General features: G+C 59.2%; 14 protein-coding genes. 10 read left to right on the top strand and 4 right to left on the bottom strand.

Features of this window, described 5'->3' with window-relative positions; translation table 11 throughout:
• Positions 1-206 precede the first annotated feature (206 nt).
• Genes nagA through QWJ34_RS26720 form a run of 3 tightly spaced genes read right to left on the bottom strand, consistent with a single transcriptional unit; the run spans position 207 to position 3,225 of the window.
• Entirely contained in the window at positions 207-1,640 is a 1,434-nt protein-coding gene (nagA, locus tag QWJ34_RS26730; protein ID WP_302732183.1) for an N-acetylglucosamine-6-phosphate deacetylase, read from the bottom strand.
• Positions 1,637-2,362 (bottom strand): glucosamine-6-phosphate deaminase, encoded by a 726-nt coding sequence (gene nagB, locus QWJ34_RS26725; RefSeq protein ID WP_302732182.1) that lies wholly within the window; start codon positions 2,360-2,362, stop codon positions 1,637-1,639. Before nagB ends, nagA begins: the two co-directional genes overlap by 4 nt.
• The gene (locus QWJ34_RS26720; protein WP_302732181.1) at positions 2,359-3,225 is read right to left on the bottom strand and encodes a MurR/RpiR family transcriptional regulator; all 867 of its coding nucleotides are present in this window, start codon (positions 3,223-3,225) and stop codon (positions 2,359-2,361) included. Before QWJ34_RS26720 ends, nagB begins: the two co-directional genes overlap by 4 nt.
• Positions 3,226-3,493: 268 nt before the next feature.
• Between QWJ34_RS26720 and QWJ34_RS26715 the strand changes: the two genes are divergently transcribed.
• From QWJ34_RS26715 to QWJ34_RS26680, 8 genes are all read left to right on the top strand, one after another.
• Positions 3,494-4,090, top strand: coding sequence for a YdeI/OmpD-associated family protein (locus QWJ34_RS26715; protein ID WP_302732179.1), 597 nt, complete (start codon positions 3,494-3,496; stop codon positions 4,088-4,090).
• A gap of 103 nt (positions 4,091-4,193) precedes the next feature.
• Entirely contained in the window at positions 4,194-6,200 is a 2,007-nt protein-coding gene (locus QWJ34_RS26710; protein ID WP_302732177.1) for a glutaminase family protein, read from the top strand.
• A 512-nt stretch (positions 6,201-6,712) separates the two neighbouring features.
• Entirely contained in the window at positions 6,713-8,767 is a 2,055-nt protein-coding gene (locus tag QWJ34_RS26705) for a GxGYxYP domain-containing protein (protein WP_302732175.1), read from the top strand.
• Positions 8,768-9,856: 1,089 nt separating this feature from the next.
• The gene (locus tag QWJ34_RS26700; RefSeq protein WP_302732172.1) at positions 9,857-11,038 is read left to right on the top strand and encodes a GntR family transcriptional regulator; all 1,182 of its coding nucleotides are present in this window, start codon (positions 9,857-9,859) and stop codon (positions 11,036-11,038) included.
• 208 nt (positions 11,039-11,246) lie between these two features.
• Complete coding sequence (locus tag QWJ34_RS26695; RefSeq protein ID WP_302732170.1) at positions 11,247-12,242, top strand: carbohydrate ABC transporter permease; 996 nt, start codon at positions 11,247-11,249, stop codon at positions 12,240-12,242.
• Positions 12,239-13,165, top strand: a complete 927-nt coding sequence (locus tag QWJ34_RS26690; protein ID WP_302732168.1) for a carbohydrate ABC transporter permease — start codon at positions 12,239-12,241, stop codon at positions 13,163-13,165. The genes QWJ34_RS26695 and QWJ34_RS26690 overlap by 4 nt, the downstream gene beginning before the upstream one ends.
• Positions 13,166-13,202: 37 nt before the next feature.
• Positions 13,203-14,633 (top strand): extracellular solute-binding protein, encoded by a 1,431-nt coding sequence (locus QWJ34_RS26685; protein ID WP_302732184.1) that lies wholly within the window; start codon positions 13,203-13,205, stop codon positions 14,631-14,633.
• A gap of 109 nt (positions 14,634-14,742) precedes the next feature.
• Positions 14,743-18,102: an alpha-mannosidase gene (locus QWJ34_RS26680; protein WP_302732166.1), complete on the top strand. Its 3,360-nt coding sequence runs from the start codon at positions 14,743-14,745 to the stop codon at positions 18,100-18,102.
• A 133-nt stretch (positions 18,103-18,235) separates the two neighbouring features.
• On the opposite strand, the gene QWJ34_RS26675 is transcribed toward QWJ34_RS26680, so the two are convergent.
• Positions 18,236-18,994: an alpha/beta hydrolase gene (locus QWJ34_RS26675; RefSeq protein WP_302732164.1), complete on the bottom strand. Its 759-nt coding sequence runs from the start codon at positions 18,992-18,994 to the stop codon at positions 18,236-18,238.
• A gap of 140 nt (positions 18,995-19,134) precedes the next feature.
• Between QWJ34_RS26675 and QWJ34_RS26670 the strand changes: the two genes are divergently transcribed.
• Both QWJ34_RS26670 and xerA read left to right on the top strand, forming a co-directional pair.
• Entirely contained in the window at positions 19,135-20,019 is an 885-nt protein-coding gene (locus QWJ34_RS26670; RefSeq protein ID WP_302732163.1) for an RCC1 domain-containing protein, read from the top strand.
• Positions 20,020-20,212: 193 nt separating this feature from the next.
• Complete coding sequence (xerA, locus tag QWJ34_RS26665; RefSeq protein WP_302732162.1) at positions 20,213-21,382, top strand: site-specific tyrosine recombinase/integron integrase; 1,170 nt, start codon at positions 20,213-20,215, stop codon at positions 21,380-21,382.
• The last annotated feature ends 134 nt before the right edge of the window (positions 21,383-21,516 follow it).

Here is a 21,516-nt window from a genome sequence, read left to right as displayed (position 1 = left end):
AGATTCGGGTTGAAAAATCCTTTTTTTATAGAATGACGATAGAGAGGACCTAAGTAGTAACTACCTGCGCAGTTATTTCAATCTGCCGCCAAAGCGATCCGGCGGCCCGGACAACAAAAAAGCAGGCGGCCGGGTAGAGCGGCCGCCTGCTTTTTGAAATACGCTTTATAACGGTGCGTTCGCCGCGCCGAAGCGCGCTCGGCGCGCTACCCGATCTTCCGCCCGGCGGCCCAGACGCCGCGCAGTTCCAGCTCCTCGTCCAGCAGGACGAGGTCGGCGCGCTTGCCCGGCTCCAGCGAGCCGGTCTCGCCGTAGATGCCGGCCTGCCGGGCCGGCGCGGCGCTGGCCGCGCCCGAGGCGCGCTCCACGCTGAGGCCCGCCTGGCGGACAAGGAAGCGGAATCCTTCCGCCATCGTCAGGCGGCTGCCGGCCAGCGCGCCTCCCTGCGTGAGGGCGACGCCGTCTTTGACCACGACCGGCAGGTCGCCCAGGAAATAATCGCCGTCGCCGAGGCCGGCGGCGGACATGGCGTCGGTGACGAGGACGAGATTGTCCTCGCTTTTCATCTTCGCCAGCAGCTTGACCGCGCCGGGATGGACGTGGATCCCGTCCGCGATAATCTCGGCCGTGATGGCATCCGTGCCGAGCACGGCGCCCGCCGCGCCGGGCTTGCGATGATGCAGCGGCGTCATCGCGTTAAACGTGTGCACCGCATGGTTCAGGCCGGCGCCCACGGCCGCCTGCACTTCCTCGTAGCTGGCGTCGGTATGACCCAGCGCCGCCGTAATGCCGTTCGCGCGCAGCCACGCGACCGTCTCCAGCGCGCCTTCGCGCTCCGGCGCCAGCGTCAGCTGGCGGATCAGGCCCGGGAAGCGGGCTTCCCAGTCCTCCAGCCAGTCCGTGCGCGGCAGGGAGATATGGTCGGGGTTCTGCGCCCCCGGCCATTTCGGGCTGATAAACGGCCCTTCCAGGTGCACGCCTTCGATGCTTGCGCCGGGCCTGTCGCCCTGCTGCCGGTAAGCCCAGACCGCTTCCAGCACGCTGTCGATCATATCGTGCGTCGCCGTCATCGTCGTCGCCAGCATCGACGTGGAACCCTGCGCGCCGTGGAACCCGGCGATCGTCTCGATCGCGCCCGGCTTCGCCGAGTCCATAAAGTCCTCGCCCATGCCGCCGTGGACATGGATGTCCACGAAGCCCGGCAGCAGCCAGCCGCCGGCGGCGTCGACGATCTGAACGCCCCGATCGCCAGCCGCCGCGGCGTTTGCTTTCGCCGAACGATCCGCGGAACTGCTGTCCGTTCCGCCCGCCGAACTTCCCGCCGCGCCGGATTCCGCGCCCGGATCAGCCGCTTCGCCGCTTTCGTCGATCGAGACGATCCGTCCGCCCGACACGGTGCAGGAACCTTCCGCGATCGTGCCGCCCGGCGTGACGATGCGCGCGTTGATAAAGCGGATCGCGCCGCTTTGCCCTGCATGCGCCGATTCCGCTTCGCCCGTTTCCGGCACCTCGATATTCAGCTCCAGCTGCTGCACGTCCGCTTGCTCGAGATCCGGATCTTTTTGTTCGATATCTTTTTCCGGGGCATCCTGTTCGCCGCTTCCGCGGTTCAGGCCGCCGGTTTCGCGATCTTCGCTCATTTCGCCCACGCTCCCGCGGCTTCGTCCAGCAGCACGACCAGGTTCGGGTGCAGCTGAAGCAGGGAAGCCGGACACTGCGTCGTGATCGGGCCGGTCAGCGCCTGGCGGGCAATATCCGATTTGGCCGCGCCGCGCACGACCAGCATGACCTGCTTGGCTTTCATAATCGCCGCGACGCCCATCGTGATCGCCTGACGCGGCACTTCGTCTTCCGAGTCGAAGAAGCGTGCGTTCGCTTCGCGCGTCTGCTGCTGGAGCGTCGCCGCGTGCGTGCCCGGCAGCAGTTCGCCGTCCGGCTCGTTGAAGCCGATATGCCCGTTATGGCCGAGGCCGAGCAGCTGTAGATCGATGCCGTCGTCTTCGATCATGGCGTCGTAATAGGCGCATTCCTGCTCCAGGTCGACGGCGAGCCCGTTCGGCACATGCGTGTTGGCCGGGTCGATATCGACTTTGTCGAACAGATACGTATTCATAAAGCAGCGGTAGCTCGCCGGATGGCTGCCCGACAGTCCGACGTATTCGTCGAGGTTGTACGAGCGCGCTTTCGCGAAGCTGACGCTGCCGCTTTCGTGCAGCTTGACCAGCTCGTCGTAAATGCCGATCGGCGTGCTGCCGGTGGCGAGGCCGAGCACGGCCCGGGGATTGGATTGCAGCAGGCTGGCGATCAGGCCGGCGCCGGCGCGGTTCAGGTCTTCTTCCGTGCGAAACGTTAACAGGTTCATGAATAAGCACCTCCGGAATCATTTCGGTAATGGCGGACGTTGTGATAAGACTGTTCCAGCTTGGGCACATAGTCGGCGAAGCCTTCGCTGACGATGCCGGTAAACAGGATGTCGACGACGTGCAGCTGAGCGATGCGCGACGCCATATCGCCGCGGCGCATGCCTTGTTCGAGCGAAGACGTAAACAGCGGAATATCCGACAATCGCGACAGCGTGCTGGTTCCGTAGCCGGTCAGCGACAGCGTAAGCGCGCCGGAATCTTTCGCGCAGCGCAGGGCGTCGACCGTTTCGCGCGTTTCGCCCGAATACGAGATGGCGAACGCTACGTCCCCTTTGCCCAGCGCCGAACCCGACGTGATCTGCATATGCGAATCGGCGAACGCCGTGCAGCTTTTGCCGATCCGGGTCAGCTTCTGGTAGAAATCCTGCGTCACAATCGACGATGTGCCTACGCCGTACAGGTCGATGCGCCGGGCGCCGCCGAGCGCGTCGACGGCTTTTTGCAGCCAGGAGGGATCGAGCAGACGCGTCGTGTCGGTGATCGAGGCCAGGTGGTTGGCTTCGATCGCGCGCACGATTTCTTTGAGCGGCCGGCCGGCGGCGATATCCTGGTACGTGCCGGCTTCGCCGGACCGCGACAGCTCGCCGATCAGGCGCATTTTGAAATCGGGGAAACCTTTGAACTGCAGCGACTTGCAAAAACGCGTCACCGTCGACGGGCTGATTCCGCACGCGGCCGCAAGCTCGGTAATCCCCAGCCGCTGCACCTCGTCGGGATCGGCCAGAATATATTCGGCGAGCCGTTTCTCCTGCGGAGAGAAGCGGTCCAGCCGTTCTTTCAGCAGAGACAGAAGCACGGACATAACCAGGACTCCTTTTGCAAGCGGCGCACCGGGCATACGTAAAATCCGCTTGTTTTCATGAAAAATATTTTTACATAATCGATGAATTTCGTAGAAAATATTTTCTTTCAGCACCATCATAAACGAATCCGCCGCGCGAAACAACCCATTTTATACGAACGATTCCAAAGAATTGTCTCCTCTCAAATCGGCGCTCGATCCGGTATAATAAAAGCAGATTGCAAACGCTACCCTGCACCGCATCCCAAACCGACAGGAGCCGATCCGAATGACCGAGTCCCGCACCAATCCCAAAGTAGACGACTTCCTGAACCGTGCCGAGAAATGGCGGGCGGAGTTCGAACAGCTGCGGCGCATCGCGCTCGGCAGCGGCATGAACGAAGACCTGAAATGGGGCGTGCCCGCCTATACCCATGATGGAAACAATGTGATCCTGCTTCAGGGCTTCAAAGAATACTGCGCTATTTTGTTTGTCAAAGGAGCGCTGCTTCAAGACAACGAACGCATCCTGATCCAGCAGACGCAGAAAGTCCAGGCCGCGCGCCAGATCCGTTTTACAAACGTGGAGGAGATCAAACGATCGGAAAAAGTCGTGCGGGAGTATCTCGCGGAAGCGGTCGAATTGGAGAAAGCCGGGATGAAAGTGGAGTTTAAACCGAGCGAGGAGTATGCCGTGCCCCAAGAGCTGCAATCCAGACTGGACGGGGACGCCGCGCTGGCGGAAGCTTTTGCCGCGTTGACGCCGGGAAGGCAGCGGGCGTATTTGCAGCATTTTACCGAGCCCAAGCAGTCCAAGACCCGCGAAGCGAGAATCGACAAACATACGCCTAGAATCATGGAAGGCAAAGGATTGAACGACCGGTGACCTGCGGACTACTCGCAGCGCGCGAAATGAGTTTGACACTAAAATCGTAAATCATATATATTAATCATATCAAATAAAGCTTTTATTAAGGAGTGTTCTTCTCATGAGTGCGATTCGTCCGCCCGCAGTACCTCTCGTCACCGTCGATCCGTATTTCAGCGTATGGTCTTTTGCGGACCGGCTGACGGACGACCATACCCGCCACTGGACCGGCCAACGGCACGCCATGACGGGCTTGATCCGCATCGACGGAACGGTCCGGCGGTTCGCCGGCCTGGTCGAGCCGAGCGCCGAACGGTATTATCCGGAGCCGCCTGCCATGGAGCAGACCGGACTGAAAGTCACGCCGCTGAGCACGGAGTACGCGTTCGAAGCCGGCGGCGTCGGGTTGAACGTGCGTTTTACCTCGCCGCTGCTGCTGAACGATCTGGATATTCTGTCGCGCCCGACTTCGTACATATCGTTCGAGACGGTCGCGCTGGACGGCAAAGAGCACGACGTGCAGCTCTATTTCGACGTAACCGGCGAATGGTGCGTCGACCGGCCGGACCAGGCGGTGCTGGGCGAACGCGTAAATGAAGACGGTATCATTTCGCTGAAGCTCGGCCATGAGAAGCAGGAGACCGTCAACCGTCCCGGGGACGACCACCGCATCGACTGGGGGTATCTGTACCTGAACGCGAAAGAGTCGGACGGCACGACCGCTTATACGGGCACGGCCGCGCTGCGCAAAGCTTTTGTCCGGAACGAGGAACTGAAAGAAACCGATCTGTCGGCTTCGCCTTCCGTCGTGCGCGACGTCCATCCGGTGCTGGCGCTGACGCTGGATCTCGGCTCGGTCGGCAGCACGTCCGCGGAGCGGCTGATCGTATTGGCTTACGACGATATCGACGCGATGGAATACTTCGGCGACAAGCTGCAGGCGTATTGGAAAAGAAGCGGAAAAACGATTCAACAGGCGATCTCCGAATCGTTCTCGGGCTGCGAGTCCGTGCTGGAGCGCTGCGCCGAATTCGACAAACAGATCCTGACCGAAGGCGAACGCTCCGGCGGAGTCCGGTACGGCGATCTGCTTTCCCTGTCCTACCGACAGGCGATCGCCGCGCACAAGCTGGTTTCGGACACCGAAGGCGATCTGCTGTTCCTGTCCAAAGAATGCTACAGCAACGGCTGTCTGGCGACGGTCGATGTCAGCTACCCTTCGATCCCGCTGTTCCTGCTGTACAACCCGGCGCTGGTCGAAGCGATGATCCGCCCGATCGTCAAATACGCGAGAAGCGGCGACTGGCCGTTCGACTTCGCGCCGCACGATATCGGCCAATACCCGCTGGGCAACGGCCAGGTCTACGGCGAGAACAAACTGGAATACCAGATGCCCGTCGAGGAATCCGGCAATATGCTCGTTATGGCGGCGACTACCTGCCTGGCGGGCGGCAACCGCGAATACATCCTGGAGCAGATGGATCTGTGGGAAGCCTGGGTCCGCTATCTGGTCGAGTACGGCCTGGACCCGGAAAACCAGCTGTGCACCGACGACTTCGCCGGCCATCTGGCGCGCAACGCCAACTTGTCCGTCAAAGCCGTAATGGGCGTAGCCAGCTTCTCGATCCTCAAGCGTCTGCAGGGCGACGACGCCGAAGCCGAGCGCTACCGCAGTATCGCGAAGGATATGGCCGATAAATGGAGCGAACTTGCGGCCGACGGCGACCATACCAAACTGGCTTTCGGCCAGGACGGCACCTGGAGCCTCAAGTACAATCTGATCTGGGACGTGCTCTACGGCACCGAACTGTTCGATCCCGAGATCTTCCGCAGCGAAGTTTCCTGGTACAAACAGCGCCGGAACGCCTACGGCACTCCTCTGGACAGCCGCGCCGACTACACCAAAGCCGACTGGCTCGTCTGGGCCGCTTCCCTGGCGGAAGATCAAGCCGACTTCGCCGCCATCGTCTCGCCGCTCTGGGATATGCTGAACGAAACGCAGGACCGCGTTCCTTTCTCCGACTGGACCGACACCAAGACCGCCCGCCAGATCGGTTTCCAACACCGCAGCGTACTCGGCGGCATCTTTATGAAACTGCTCAAAGACCGCGGCAGCATGAGCCTTTAAGCTTTTGATTTAAGCCGCCGCCCCCGCCCGTGTCAAAAATAGACCGCTTCTCCCCGAGAGGAGAAGCGGTCTTTGGGTTGAGGAATTTCGTTTTAGAACGAAGCGAGTAAAGCGGAGGGAGAAATTCAGTGAAGGTACAAACTTTCGAAGAAAGTTACCTCGGAAGCATATGCTGATAATGTTCGCCTTTGAAATCGGGAAGATTCCACTAGAATCTAATCAGTCTCTTCCCGATTTCAACACGCGACCTAAAGCCTTTCGAAGAAAGGCCCATCGTAAGCCTACGCTAACGAATTTCTCCCGCAGCCGTTAGGCTTCTTTTGCGAATAGGAATTTTTCAATCCCCTTCCGCTTCTCCTCTCCATAACAGAAGCAATCTTTTTTTGACAAAAAATTTCCATTGATCTATTGAATATAAATGACATATATGATATGTTTTTGTTGCTCTAAAAATCTCTTACATCGAGGAGACGAAGAGTGGCTTGCTCATTTGATTCCAGAGGAGGAGAAGAATGAACATGAAACGAAGTTCGAAAAGGAAATGGCCGGCAGCATTCGCCGCGGTAGTACTGCTGACCGCGCTGGTGCCGCAGGCAGGCATCTCCAAAGCACAGGCTGCAGGTCTCGATTGGCCGTCCGGTCAGCTGCTTCCGTCTTTTTCAACACCCGCTTCGACGCTCGATGTGATGGATGTCGTGACCGAGTACAACTACAACGCCACAAGTTCGCAGATCCAGCATGCTACGGGGCATCTGGACGGAGACGGCTGGCTGGCGCAGACTTCGATCGACGCGTCGAACAAGCACATGGTGTACGGCCCTTACGCCACGGATATTCCGGCGGGCAAGCACCGGGCATACTTTGACATGATTATCGACAACAACACGGCCGACAACAACGTCATGGTCACGATCGACGTCCGGGACAACACGACCGGGGCCATCCTGGCAACGCGGGACGTACGCCGTCAGGACTGGACCTACACCTCGAACTACGAACGCTTCCATCTCGACTTCACCAACCCGACCGCGGGACACGAGTTGGAATTCCGGGTATTCTGGCACGGCGCTTCGTACATCAAAGTCAGAGGCATCGGCACGGAATCGCTGGACCGGGCGGAAGAAGCGGTGGTACTGACTTCGCTCAAAGGCATCGTGAACCGCGAGCAGCCGAGAATCTACAGCTACGACAATCCGGTCAAAGGCGAAGAAGGCAAGTACAACTGGCTGAATTCGCTCGGACTCGGCCATGCGGACGTCGCGGACAACTGGTCGCTGCTGACCAAGTATCGCAGCGAAGTGGACGGCATCGTGGTCTACGACGACAATGTGCCGGATACCGTCAACCTGGCGACGACCATCGCTTCGCAGGAAGACGCCATCGTGGCGCCGCCGAGCCTGGTGAGCAAGCTGACCGCGGCGCCGTACAACTTCCCGATCATCGAAGACCTTCGCGGCGAATATGCCAACAAGCTCGCCGTGTACCAGGATCTGTACGACAATTACTGGCCGGACCTGCCGCATAACGTGATCGTGGGCCTCAATCCCGATCTCAAAGGCTTCCTGCGCGATTACGCGACGGCGATCGGCACGGCGACCATCTGGCTCAACCCGGCCGTACCGGCGGAAAAAGCGCTGCTGCAGGACTTCTTCAGCGACATGCCTTACGGCAGCGGCATCTACATGGGCTGGTGGCCGGAAGAACAGCTCGGCGTCCAAACGGCGTCGCAGTACGGCATCTCGACAATTGCAAGCGATTTCTCGTCCAACCTGACCGTATTCGGCGGCACTTCCCGCCAGATCGACGTGAAGCCCGTACCGGCCAAGCCCGCGCTGGACGACAAGATCTACATCTCGCTCATCCTGAGCGACGGCGACAATCTTCAGTACATGGAGCACCGGTTCAAAAAGATCTGGGATTCCGCGAACCGCGGCGAAGTTCCGCTCGGCTGGACCGTCTCGCCGGCGATGCTCGACGCCATGCCGGGCGTGCTGGACTACTTATACGACACGGCTACCCCGAACGACGCCCTGATCTCCGGTCCGAGCGGCGTGGGCTATACGTATCCGAACTACTGGACCAACCAGAATTATCTCGACGACTTTACCGCGCTGTCCGGCGATTACCTGGAACGCGCCGGCCTCAGAGTCGTCACGATCTGGAACACGATCACCGGCTCGACCAACCAGAACGTGGGCGAGAGCTTCGCGCAGAACGCGCCGAACCTGCTCGGCCTGACCGCGCAGGGCGGCGGCAACGGCAATATCAACGTATTCGACGGCACTCTGCCGAATCAGGTGCTGAACGCCAACTACTGCTATTCGTACGCGACGCTGGAACTTGAGATCAACAATGCGATCGCCGGCTGGGACGGAACCTCGCCTCGTTTCGTCAGCATCCAGGCCAATCCTTGGGACGTAGACTATCAGGACTTCGTCGACGTCGTCGATCATTTCAGCTCCAACAGCAACATCGTCTTCGTCCGTCCGGATAACTATTTCCAACTGATGCGCGAAGACCTCGGCCTCCCGATCGACCCTGCGACAACGACAACGACTCAACCTTGATCGTAAAACGACAGCTTTTTGTCCAACAAAAGCCCGGCGCATATCCATGCGCCGGGCTTTCATCAATTTGGAAAAAGCGCAGAATCGAATTCCGCGCAAATGTAAAAGCCGAAAAATCAAAGCACAACCCGACAACCTAACCCGACCTAAACTTCTCCGACTTCAAATAACGACACCACTGCATCTATTTTCTCCAAACAACCGCACAATCTCAAAATAAGTGCCTAGTACCTTGACCGCTTAAGAGGTTAGGTTACGCCCATCGAAAACCCGCTTGAACCGTGCGTGTTTCCGATGAACGCAAACCTTAGATTTAATGCGGTCAAGGTACTAGATACACTTATTTACCAAAAATCCGTACAAAAGAGCGCAAAACCGACGATTTAAGTGTATACAGGCACCTATTTGTCTCCAAACCGCTAATTCCCTGAAAATAATTGTATAGAGAACGCTATTTTAGAATTCCGATCCCCATCCAACCCCGTCCCAATCCAGCTCCAATTCCAACTGAACCCCGCCTAAAGCGTGTCTTCAAATTTCGAACGGTGCAGATTTTTTTCGAACGGTGCAGATTTGGCTGGACCTGGAAAAGGCTCGTCCTTTACGCAAAATATTCCCCTCAATGCTCCAATCGCATACTCCCTAACTCCGCTGCCTCGCATCCTGCACTCATGCTTCGCACCCTGCACTCATGCCCCGCATCCTGCTCTCATGTCCCTCGCACCTCCACTCCCAGCGCATTCCGAATATGCGCCGCTCCTGCGTGAAAGTCCGTTCCCCCGAAAGGCCGCAGGGCAGAGGGGAGAATCCGTGTAGGAGTGGCAACGTTCGCCTTTGAAATTGGGAAGCCCCCGCCTTAAACCTAATCAGGCTTCCCAATTTCAACACGCGACCGAAACGGATTCTCCCCGCCGCCCCACACTAGCCTTTCCCTCAACCGGAATTCCCCTCGCTTTTGCGCATAATCGAAATGCGCCGCTCTTCACCATCTATTCAAAAACCGCATAAAAACTTCCTTATCAACATAAGGTATATTTGTTATAATAAAAATTACAAACAAATTGATGAACAGGGAGGACGCCGTACGATATGAATCAAGAGAGAGAGCCGCTGTATATCCAGATTCAAAATCACTTCAAAGATCGTATCGTGTCCCGCGAACTCGTTGAAGACGATAAAATTCCGACGGAAAAAGAACTGATGGACGAATTCGGCGTCAGCCGCATCACGGTCGTGAACGCGCTGGTCGAACTGGCGAAAGACGGCTGGATTTACCGCATTCCGGGCCGGGGAACGTATGTCAAAGGCATTCCGGAATCGCAGATCGCGGCCAAAGTACTGCCGGTCTCGTCGGCCGCGAGACAAGAAGAAGCGCGGAACAAAGCGAAAGGCATCCGGGTCGGGCTTGTGTTCCCCACGCTGGAAGACTATTTCGCGGTCCGGCTGATCCGGGGCATGACGGACGAGCTTCAGGCCAAAGGATATTCCCTGACCATCATGCTCACCAACAACTCCAAAGAGAAAGAAAAAGAAATCATCCGCGAATTGAAAGAAACGATGGACGGACTGATTATTTTCCCGGTCGACGCGGAAGTCTACAACGAAGAGATTATCGCGCTCAAGATGCAGGACTATCCGTTCGTGCTGATCGACCGGCATCTGCCGGGCGTGGAAACCAACGTCGTCTCGTCCGACAGCGGATTGGCGTCCAAGCTGGCGGTGGATCATCTGTGGGAGCAGGGGCACCGGAATATCGCGATCTGCACCGATTCGCCGATGATGACCGTTTCGGTGGACGAGCGTATCCAGGGTTATTTCGACGCGCTCAAGCAAAAAGGCGCCCTGATCAATCCCGCGCTGATCTTGAACGACTTCGAAGTCGACGTCTCGCACGGCATCCGCACCGGAACGCCGAATTCGGAGATCGACGCCGGCCACCCGCTGTACCGGTTTATCCATAATCGCATGGCTACCGCCTATATCGCCCTGAACTGTTCGCTCGGCGTCCAGATCCTGTCGATCGCCAAGAAAGCCGGACTTCGGGTGCCGGAAGATCTTTCGATTATTTCGTTCGACAACCCGACGCCGCTGTTCGAAGAGCTCAGCCTGCTGACGCATATCGACCAGTCCGAATACCAGATGGGCGAAGAAGCGGTCAAGCTGCTGCTCCGAACGATTCAGCGGGCGGACGGCGAAACGAACGGATTTCAAAAAATCATCCTGGAGCCGCGCCTCGTCGTGTGCAAAACCACGAGCGCGCCCGGCGAATAAAGCGAGAATCCGGGCGGCGAACGCCCTATTCGAATAACGTATCAACCACCGGAGATCCCGGCCGGCTTTTCCTGTTCAGGAGAAGCGGCCGGGATTTTTTGTAAATTGGATTGACTAATTTGATATAATAAATATAATTAACTTAGATAATGACTTATAGATCTTCAATAGCAGAAGGATTCAAGCAGGCAAAGGAGGACGTGACAAGATGGCCAGCAACGACGGTAAAGCGATAACGCCCGATACGGAACGATTGCCTATCGCGCGCGAGTTCCGCAGATCCCCTTCGAGAAAATCCGCAGTCAAGAACAAAGACGCTTTGATCGCCGCCGTCATTCTGGCACCGATGATTCTGTGGTGGCTGGTGCTGTCGGGGTTCCCGACGCTGTTCGGCTTTATCCTCGGCTTTTTCGAATGGATCGGCATCACCGGCAGTCCCAAGTTCGTCTGGTTCCACAACTACGTGCGCTTTTTCCAGGACCCGCAGTATTACCAGGCGCTGTGGCGGTCGATCTGGCTCGGCGGACTGGTGACTTCCATCACGCTGATCGCGGGCTTCGGCGCGTCGCTGCTGATGAATATGCCGCTGTTCGGCAAAGGGATCTACCGCTCCATCTGGTATATCCCGGCGGTCACCTCGACCGTGGCGACGACGCAGATCTTCAACATCCTGCTCGATACGAACAACGGGGTCATCAACAACTTTCTGGTCTCGATAGGCAGGGAGCCGATCGTCTGGCAGTACTCGGTGTTCTGGGGCGTGTTCTGGATCGTCGTCTACTCGGCCTGGAAAGGAATCGGGGGCGCGGCGCTCATCTGGCTCGCGGGACTCCAGTCGGTCGACACCACGCTGTACGAAGCGGCCGATATCGACGGGGCGGGCCGCTGGGCCAAGCTGATGAACGTCACGCTGCCCGGATTGAAACCGATTGCAACGTATATCGTCATCACCAGCCTCATCGGCGCGATCCAGATCTACGAGCAGGTGCTGTTTATGACGAACGGCGGGCCTTACGGGCAAACGGAGGTGCTCGTGTTCCGGATTTACCGCGACGCGTTCTGGGACTTTAACCTCGGCATGGCCGGCGCGTCTTCGCTGATTATGGCCGTGATCGTGTTTACCGCGACATCGCTGTACTACCGCTGGTCCACCGAATCGGATCGGCGCACCACCACCCGCAGAAGAGGAGGCAAACGCGTATGAGCAGCAGCGAACTGACCAAGAAAATCGCCGTCCAGTTCAAGCCCAAGTATTTGTTCGCGCATATCGTCCTGCTCGGGTTCGGCCTGCTGCTGCTGTATCCGCTGATCTTTATGGTCTCGGTCGGCTTTTTCAGCAAAGAAGAGTTTATGACGACCGTGCTGGGACTGCTGCCTTTTCCGAAAAACCCGACGTGGAGCAACTATCTGGTCTTGTTCAACGGGTCGGCGGACGCGGCGATCCAGAAGTATTTCCTCAACTCCACGCTGCGCACGATCTACAGCACGTTCTGGGCGCTGCTGACCGCTTTGCTCGCCGGTTACGTGTTCGCGCGGCTGAAATTCCGGGGACGGGAGCAGCTGTTTCTCGCTCTGCTCGCCACCCAGATGATTCCCGCGACGATCGCGCTGATTCCGACGTACTTGCAGTTTGCGAGATGGCCTTTTGCGGGCGGGAACAATATCTTTACGGGCGGGACCGGCATCCTCGATACCTGGTGGGTATACCTGATCGGGGGACCGAGCATCAATATCATGGGCGCATTCCTGGTGAAGCAGTCGATCGAAAAAGTGCCGTACGAGCTCGACGAAGCGGCGAAAGTGGACGGGGCGGGCACATTCCGGATCATTTTTCAAATCCTGCTGCCGCTGCAAATGCCGATTATGGCGTTTATCGCGATCACGACGGCGCTGGGGACGTGGAACGACTTTATCACTCCGTTCTTCTACACGTCTTCGGATCATCTGCAAACGCTTCCCGCGGCGATTACCCGGCTCTCGTCGGCTGCGGCAAGTCCGGGCGCCGTGCCCAACTGGCCGCTGATTATCACGCTCAGTCTGGGCACGACGCTGCCGGCGCTGATTATGTTTTTCTTTTTCCAGAAGTACATCGTCCAGGGTCTTGCCAACACGGGAATCAAAGGGTAACAGCCAAACAACCATTGATGGAGGGGTTCATGTGAGAATGCGAAAAATCACGGCTTTAACCGGATCGATGCTGCTGACGGTAGCGCTGGCGGCCTGCGGAGGCGGCGGGAACAGCAGCGGCGGCGCTTATCCTTCGCCGGGAGGCGCGCAGCCGGCCGATACGTCCAAGACGGCCGAGCCGAGCGAAAGCGGCGGCGCGACGACGATTACCGTGCTCAACGAAGGCGCGGTCTCGATCGGCGTCGGCAAGCTGGACGATCTGTTCGCGGCCAAAGAAAAAGAATACAAAGACGCCGGAACGGACATCGAGTATACGCCGGGTTCGCCGGTCCAGACTTTTCCGCTCCAGTACCAGAAGATTATGAGCGCCAAGCTCAAAGAACAAAATATCTCGGTCAACACCGAAGACTGGGGCTGGGGCGAGCCGCTCATCCAGAAGCAAACCGCCGGATTCCTGGCCAAGAATATTCCGGACATCATCGTAGGTGAGACGCAGATGCCGGGCTTCGCCCAGCAGGGACTGCTGGAGCCGTTCCCGGACGATATGGCGGATTACGTCCGCGAGAACGTATCGCCGGCCGCGTGGAAACCGATGGAACTTGACGGCAAAATCTACGGATTGGCCGCCCAGCCGGGTGTCAGCAGCCTGTACTGGAACAAAAAGCTCGTCGAGCAGGCGGGCATCGATCCGGACAAAGTCATCACGACGTGGCAGGAACTTCGCGACAACGCCAAAGCCGTGACCGAAGCGGGCGGCGGCAAGTTCTACGGCGGCGGCGTGTACGCGGCCCCGAACTTCGGCGGCTATCTGCGCTACGGCGCGCTGATCGCGATCAACGGCGGAGCGTTCTCGGACGAGAACGGACAGCCCGCGTTCAACTCCGCGCAGAACGCCGAGACCGTGGCGCTGCTGCGCGACCTGAACAAAGCGCACCCTCCGGGCCTGATGGTCAACAACAACGAAGGCTCGTACTTCGACGCCTGGAACAAAGGCCAGATCGCCTACCTGATCGACGGACCGTGGCGCGTGCAGGAATCGGCGACGGCCGGCCTGGATCTCGGCATGGCCCCGATTCCGCTGTCGCCAGGCGGCAAAGCGGCCAACGTCACGATCGGCGCGGCGTTCCACGCGGTGCCGAAAGACGCCAAACACAAGGAAGCGGCTTTTGAATATATCAAAGTCATGTACAGCAAAGAAATCCAGCAGCTGGTGGCGGACTCCAACACGCGTTCCCCGATCCTCAAAGAAATCGGCGAATCGAAAGAATACCAGGACAAGCACCCGGAAATGTATCTGCACTATCAAGCGATGTCGGGCGACGTGATGGGACTGCCGACGTTTACGAAGGACAATTCGAAAGCATGGCAGATCTGGGGAGACGCGGTCGTCAAATCGATGATGACCGACGGCGATATCCAGACGATTCTGGACGACGCGCAGAAGCGGGCGGAGATGGTCACGAAATAAAAGTCCGGGCGCGGAAACGCCGGGCCGAATAGAGAGCGAAGAAACGAGGGGGCTGATGCGGTCAGTCCCCTTTTGTTCCAACTGCACGCCAACGAACGGAGGGGATTGTATGCCTTACGAAACAACCGAAATTATGCTGAGCCGCGCCGGAGCGGCGCTGCCGAGGCTGCGCGAAGCCATTTACGACCCGATCGCCGCGCTGGACACGACCGCCTGGGTCACAAGGGAACCCGTGCCTTACGCCGAACGTACCTCGGGAACCCGCAAAGCGATCAAGCCGGGCGATCCGTGGGGCGAATTGTGGGACTGCGCCTGGTTTCATTTCAAAGGAACGGTGCCGGATTCCGCCGCGGGCCGCAAAGCCGTGCTGCTGATCGATATCAACGGCGAATTGTGTTTGTTCGACGAAGCGGGCTCGCCCCGGCAGGGGCTGACCAACATCAATTCCGAATTCGAGCTGCGGCTCGGCCTGCCGGGCAAGCGGGTGGTCGAGCTGGGCGACGACGCGGCGGGCAAAGCGATCGACCTGTGGGGGGACGCCGGCTGCAACGACCTGTTCGGCAAATTCCAGGGCGGCGGCACGATGAAAGAAGCGGATATCGCCATCTGCCACGAAGAAACGCGCGAGCTGTATTACGACTTCGAAGTGCTGACCGAGCTGGCGGAGCAGTTGGACGGGACCAGCGCAAGGCGCGAGCGCATCGTGCGCAGCCTGTACGAAGCCGCGCTGATGCTCGAACAGATCGACGAACACAGCGTGCGGCGGGCGAAAGCGCGGATACAGCCGGAGCTGGACAAGCGCGGCGGCGATCCCGTGCTGACCGTCAGCGCGATCGGACACGCGCATATCGATCTGGCCTGGCTGTGGCCGATCCGCGAAACGATCCGCAAAGGCGCCCGGACGTTCTCCACGGTGCTGCGCAATATGGAGAAATACCCGGATTACGTGTTCGGCGCGAGCCAGCCCCAGCTGTATCAATGGATGAAAGATTATTATCCGAAGCTGTACGAGCAGATCCGGCAGCGGGTGGAAGAAGGCCGCTGGGAGCTGCAGGGCGCGATGTGGGTCGAGCCGGACGCGAATATCTCGGGCGGGGAAGCGCTGGTGCGGCAGATCCTGTACGGCAAGCGTTTTTTCCAGGCAGAGTTCGGGCAGGAGATGAAAAGTCTCTGGCTGCCGGACGTATTCGGGTACACCGCCAGTCTGCCGCAGCTGCTGCGCAAATCCGGCGTCGATTACATGATGACCCAGAAATTGTCGTGGAGTGTATATAACGACCATCCGCATCACAGCTTTCTGTGGGAAGGCATCGACGGCAGCAGCGTGCTGACGCATCTGCCTCCCGAAGACACGTACAACAGCCCGGCCGCGCCGCGTTCGCTGGTCAAGATCGAGCAGGATTATCTGGACCGCGGCGTGTCGGAACATGCCCTGATGCTGTTCGGGATCGGCGACGGCGGCGGCGGCCCGGGCGAGGAGCACCTGGAACGGCTGGCGCGCGAGCGCAATCTGCTGGGCCTGCCGCCCGTGGTGATGGAATCGTCGCAGTCCTTTTTCCAAAAGCTTGAGCGGGAGAAAGAACGGTTCCAGACGTATCGGGGCGAGCTGTATCTGGAGAAGCACCAGGGGACGCTGACGTCGCAGGCGCGCAACAAACGGTATAACCGCCGGATGGAAAAATCGCTGCGCGAACTGGAATTCGCGGCTTCGCTGGCGCTGGCGCTCGGCGGGGAAGCGGCGGAGTATCCGGCGGCCGAGCTGGAGCGCATCTGGAAAGAAACGCTGCTGTACCAGTTCCACGATATTCTGCCGGGCTCGTCGATTACGCGCGTATTCGAAGAATCGCTGGAACGCTATGCGAAGCTGCACGCCGAGACGACGGAGCTGATCGCCCGGGCGTACGATTCTGTCGCGCGGCTGGCGGGAGCAGCCGGAGGAGAGACGCGGGCGGAACAGACGGCAGGCCGGACGCTTGCGTTTAATTCGCTGCCGTGGGAACGGACGGAGACGATCGAGCGCGGCGGCGAACGCTACAACGTGACCGTTCCGCCGATGGGTTTCGCGCCGCTGAGCACGGCCGAGCGCTGGGACGGGCAGCGGCTTGCGGCGGCCGCGTCGCGGCTGCATGCCGACGGGCGGACGCTGGAAAATGAACATCTGCGCGTCGCGTTCGGGGAAAGCGGCGGGATCGTTTCTCTGGTGCGCAAAGGCCGAAAAGCGCAAAGCGCGAGTACGGCGGACCGCGAAACGATTGCGTCCGGCCGGGAAGCCAACGTATTGACCGTGTACCACGACCGGGGAGACGCCTGGGACTTTGCCCGGGATTACCGCGAAACGGTCGCCGGACGGATGGAGCTGACAAGCAGCTCGGCGCGGGTCGAAGCGGGCTGCGCGGTGCTGGAGCAGCGCTACCGGTTCGGCGAATCGACGCTGACGCAGAAGATCGTGCTGGACGACGGCGCGGATACGCTGCGGTTCGAAACGTCGGTCGACTGGCGCGAATCCGGGAAAATGCTGCGGTCTTCGTTCCCCGTGCAGGTGCTGGCCGACCACGTCAGCTGCGAAATCCAGTTCGGTTATCTCAAACGCCCGACGACCCGCAATACCATGGTCGAGTTTGTACGGGACGAGATCTGCGCGCATCAGTATATCGATCTGTCGCAGCCCGACTTCGGCGTGGCACTGCTGAGCGACAGCAAATACGGCTACAGTGCGGAGCGCAATGTGCTGGATATCAATCTGCTGCGCAGCCCGGGTTATCCCGACCCGGTCGCGGACCGGGCGGAGCACGAATTCGTCTATGCGCTGTACCCGCACGAAGGCGATCATGTGCAGGCGCAGGTGTACCGCAGAGGCTACGAATTGAATTCGCCGCTGACGGTACAGGCCGTGGGAACGGCTGCCGGCACGGCTGCGGCGGGCGCGCAAACGGCGGCCGGAGATCGCGAAGAAGTGTCGGTCGGAAGCGCCAAAGCGGCGGCGCAGCGGCAGTCCGCGCCCGCGCCGAAAGCGGCGCGCCTATCGGCTGCCGATGGCGGCCGGGACGGGGACCGAGGGTCGGGCGGAGCGGATGGAGCAGCCGGAGCGGCCGAGCAGGCGGATTTCGGCGGCGCGACGCCTTATTCGCTGATCGCGCTCGACCATCCGCATATCATGGTGGAAGCCGTAAAGAAAGCCGAGGACTCAGCTTGCCTGATCGTGCGTCTGTACGAAGCTTCGGGCACGCAGGCCCGGGCGACCGCGACCTTCGCCGCAGCCTGCGCGGAGATCGTCGAAACGGACCTGATGGAGAACCCGCTGCGCCCGGGTGAAGAATCGGGAGAGCGCGCGAAGGCGGACGCGGGGCAAAGCCCGGTGCGGTCTTCGGAGCCGCTTTCGGCGGCCCGCGCCGAATCCGCCGACCGGATCGAGCTGGTGTTCCAGCCGTTCGAGATCAAGACGCTGAGCGTGCGGTTGGAGCGGGGTTAAGCGTTTGTTGAGCCAGAGGGTGGAGGCTGCTTTCCTGTTGGGGGAGCAGCCTTTTTTCGTTGTCGGGGGTTGTTCAGCCGGGATCGGAGGCTGCACATCGATCGGAGACGGAATGGCCGGAGGCTAACGGAACTCAAAGCTCTTCCCAATCCAACCCTTCCAGAAACCGATACACCTCTTCAAACACCTGCTCCTGCTCCGGTCCCAGCGTCAGGATATGGCCGGAGTCCGGAAAAGTCTTGAACCGCTTGCGCGGGTTGGACACGAGGCTGTAAATCACGTCCGCGCTGTCGAGGTACAGGGGACTGTCCAGCCCGCCCTGCATGACATATACCGGCGATTCGATCTCCTCCAGCACGCCGCCGGTTTGCGAGATCAATTCCTGCAGTTCGGACAGCCGGTTGCGCGGCCGACTTTTAAGGTTTTCCGTCTCCGCCTGCACGATCTCCGGCGCTTTGCCTTCGAACGTTTTGTACGTCCGGGCATAGCCCAGCACCCGCTCGAACAGATCGTCGGCGCTTTTGCCGCGGATGGGGGCGCACATGGACACGACGCCTTTGACCGGCGACTGCGCGGCGTCCGCGCCGAGACGAAGCGCAAACACGCCGCCCAGCGACACGCCCGCTGCCGCGATCTCGTCGTATCCTTTTTCACGCAGCAGCTTGTACCCCAGTTCCGCGTCCCGCCACCACTGCTGCGGCGAGATGTCCAGCAGCTCCTCGGGCGCGTCTCCGTGTCCGGTGTAGAGCGGGGCATGGCAGGTGTAGCCTTTTCGATGCAGATAACGACCGAGCTTGCGCACATCCGCGGGATTGCCGGTAAACCCGTGCAGCAGCAGTACGGCGCGCCGGCCGGCTTCGTAGGTGAACGGTTGAGGCGGGATCATTTTCATGGACGGTCACTCCGTTTCGTCGGGATTGGGCTTTAGCTATACCCTACCTGTTAAATGGTCGAAGTGGAAGAGTGTGTCCGCAGGATGCGCCGCCGGTCTATAATGAAAGCAAACAGGCTGTGAGGAAGGAGGGGGCTATCATGAAAGACTTTTCGGCAAAAGAAACCATACCGGAAAACAGACTACGGCCCCAAAACGTCATCGCGTCGGGTTTTCGGCACAGCGTCGCGCTTCGGAAGGACGGAACGGTCGTCGCTGCGGGAGATAACCGGGACGGTCAATGCGAGGTAGGCGAGTGGAGCGGCATCGTGGCGGTGGCGGCGGGCAGCGGCCATATGGGCAGTTCGCATACCGTGGGGTTGAAAGCGGACGGGACGGTGGCGGCGGTCGGGTGGAACAAATACGAACAGTGCGAAGTCGGCGAATGGCGGAACATGGTCTACATTGCGGCCGGCTGGCGCAGTACGGTCGGCGTCCGATCGGACGGCACGACGGTCGCGGTCGGACGAAACAACGAAGGCCAATGCAACGTGAGCGAATGGCGCGATATCGTGGCTGCGGCTGCGGGAGACTGGCACAGTATCGGCCTGCGCCGGGACGGTACGATCGCGGCAGCCGGCAACAACCGGCACGGTCAGTGCAGGGTGAGCGAGTGGCGGGAGATGGCGGCGGTCGCGGCGGGGTATCTGCATAGCGCAGGGCTTTGCGGGGACGGGACGGTGCGGGCCGCGGGGATGAACAAACAAGGCCAGTGCGAGGTCGGCGGCTGGCGCGGGATTGCGGCAATCTCGGCGGGGAGTCATCATACGGTGGGGCTTCGGATAGACGGAACCGTGGCGGCCGTAGGGAAAAACGGTCACGGTCAATGCGACGTAAGCGGCTGGCGGGAGATCGTGGCCGTGTCGGCGGGATGTACGCATACGCTGGGTCTGAAAGCGGACGGGACGGTGCTGGCGGCCGGGCGGAACGATGAACGGCAGTGCGAGGTGAGCGGGTGGAGCGGAATCGGTAATAGAACGGAATAGCTGCTCTATGCCGATCTGGACAGATGCGGCGCAACGGTTTACGATAAGAGCAAGCGAATGCGGAAAATGTGCAATCAAATAGCGCCGAAAGTATCGGGGCCTTGAGATGGAAAATCCATCTTGAGGCCCTTTTTTATGCGAAAATAAGATTTCCAAATTTTACAGCGAATGATAAACTAAGGAGGCAGGCAAGATGCGTATTGATTTGATTTATCGGGATGAACAGACGGTTGGAGTGAAGCTTGAACGGTATGGAGCCGAGGAGCGTGCGGGGATTCGATCGGTAGAGGGCAGAAAGTGGAATCAGGCCGAGAAAGTCTGGACGATCCCGTATACTTTTTCCGCTGTAGAAGATCTGTTTGCGGCTTATCCCGATTGTTCGTTTGAGTGCGACGAGCGTTTGAGTAAAGAGGACGATTATATTCGGGAACGGCTGGAAGAGTTGAACCGAATCGAACGGCCGGAGCGGCGGGAGGAGATTGTCCAGGAAGCTGCGGAAGGCGAGCTGTGGAGTGCGAAGCGAAAGAAGGAACTGCGCGATGCTTTGAAAGTTAGAGGCTACAGCGACAAAACAGTTAAAGCTTATGTGTCGCAGGTTCGGCGCTTTTGGGATGACGCCGCCATGTCCGATGCCGATATGAATGAAGCTGTTGTGCAAAAGTATACGCTGTCGCTGCTTGAAAAAGGTCTTTCGCATGCTTATGTGAATCAGGCGATCAGCGCGCTGAAGTTTTATTTCCGGTATGTACGGAAGCAGCCTAAATCTGGCGGTTACGTTCGCCCCAAAAAAGAGAACAAACTGCCGGATGTACTGTCGCTCAATGAAGTTGCAAGGCTGCTGAAAAGTGTGAAGAATCCGAAGCACCGGGCGATTCTTTACCTGACTTACACGTCCGGACTTCGCGTAAGCGAAGTCGTTCGGCTCCGGCCGGAAGACTGCGATCGGGAGCGGAATGTGGTGAAGGTTCGCCAGGGGAAAGGGAGAAAAGACCGGCAGACGCTGCTGTCCGAAATGGCGACCGCGGTGCTGGAGCATTATGTGGAGCAGGAAAAGCCCGAAGGCTGGCTGTTCCCCGGGCAGCGAAAAGGACGCCACCTGACGGAACGCTCGGCGCAGAAGGTATTTGAAAAAGCGCTGGCTCAGGCGGGAATTCGCAAGCAGGTCAGTATTCACTCGCTGCGGCATTCTTTTGCGACTCATCTGCTGGAGAACGGCATCGATCTTCGCTACATCCAGGAGCTGCTGGGCCACCAAAGCGTGCGGACGACAGAGCGCTATACGCATGTGAGCCGGCGGGATATCGGTAGAATTCAGAGTCCTTTGGATCGGATGGGCGGGTTGGAGGAGTGGGTTCGGGAATAACCCGAATTAGAGGGATTTGTGAAGTTCGGGAATACACTGAGTTGAAGAGGTTTGAGAAGTTCGGGAATAAGACGTTATATGCAACCTGAAAGAATGGGAACCCATGAGTGGATGAATAAGATGAAGAAGCGCCG

Origin of the sequence: Saccharibacillus sp. CPCC 101409, assembly GCF_030518235.1 — a bacterium.
GTDB lineage: Bacteria > Bacillota > Bacilli > Paenibacillales > Paenibacillaceae > Saccharibacillus.
Note: the sequence above shows the minus strand (reverse complement) of the source record. Positions and strands in the feature narration are given on the sequence as shown.

What these genes read in the sequence shown, in the direction of transcription:
- nagA (WP_302732183.1), bottom strand. Translation starts at nt 1,640, where the DNA reads ATGAGCGAAGATCGCGAAACCGGCGGCCTGAACCGCGGAAGCGGCGAA.
- nagB (WP_302732182.1), bottom strand. Translation starts at nt 2,362, where the DNA reads ATGAACCTGTTAACGTTTCGCACGGAAGAAGACCTGAACCGCGCCGGC.
- QWJ34_RS26720 (WP_302732181.1), bottom strand. Translation starts at nt 3,225, where the DNA reads ATGTCCGTGCTTCTGTCTCTGCTGAAAGAACGGCTGGACCGCTTCTCT.
- QWJ34_RS26715 (WP_302732179.1), top strand. Translation starts at nt 3,494, where the DNA reads ATGACCGAGTCCCGCACCAATCCCAAAGTAGACGACTTCCTGAACCGT.
- QWJ34_RS26710 (WP_302732177.1), top strand. Translation starts at nt 4,194, where the DNA reads ATGAGTGCGATTCGTCCGCCCGCAGTACCTCTCGTCACCGTCGATCCG.
- QWJ34_RS26705 (WP_302732175.1), top strand. Translation starts at nt 6,713, where the DNA reads ATGAACATGAAACGAAGTTCGAAAAGGAAATGGCCGGCAGCATTCGCC.
- QWJ34_RS26700 (WP_302732172.1), top strand. Translation starts at nt 9,857, where the DNA reads ATGAATCAAGAGAGAGAGCCGCTGTATATCCAGATTCAAAATCACTTC.
- QWJ34_RS26695 (WP_302732170.1), top strand. Translation starts at nt 11,247, where the DNA reads ATGGCCAGCAACGACGGTAAAGCGATAACGCCCGATACGGAACGATTG.
- QWJ34_RS26690 (WP_302732168.1), top strand. Translation starts at nt 12,239, where the DNA reads ATGAGCAGCAGCGAACTGACCAAGAAAATCGCCGTCCAGTTCAAGCCC.
- QWJ34_RS26685 (WP_302732184.1), top strand. Translation starts at nt 13,203, where the DNA reads ATGCGAAAAATCACGGCTTTAACCGGATCGATGCTGCTGACGGTAGCG.
- QWJ34_RS26680 (WP_302732166.1), top strand. Translation starts at nt 14,743, where the DNA reads ATGCCTTACGAAACAACCGAAATTATGCTGAGCCGCGCCGGAGCGGCG.
- QWJ34_RS26675 (WP_302732164.1), bottom strand. Translation starts at nt 18,994, where the DNA reads ATGAAAATGATCCCGCCTCAACCGTTCACCTACGAAGCCGGCCGGCGC.
- QWJ34_RS26670 (WP_302732163.1), top strand. Translation starts at nt 19,135, where the DNA reads ATGAAAGACTTTTCGGCAAAAGAAACCATACCGGAAAACAGACTACGG.
- xerA (WP_302732162.1), top strand. Translation starts at nt 20,213, where the DNA reads ATGCGTATTGATTTGATTTATCGGGATGAACAGACGGTTGGAGTGAAG.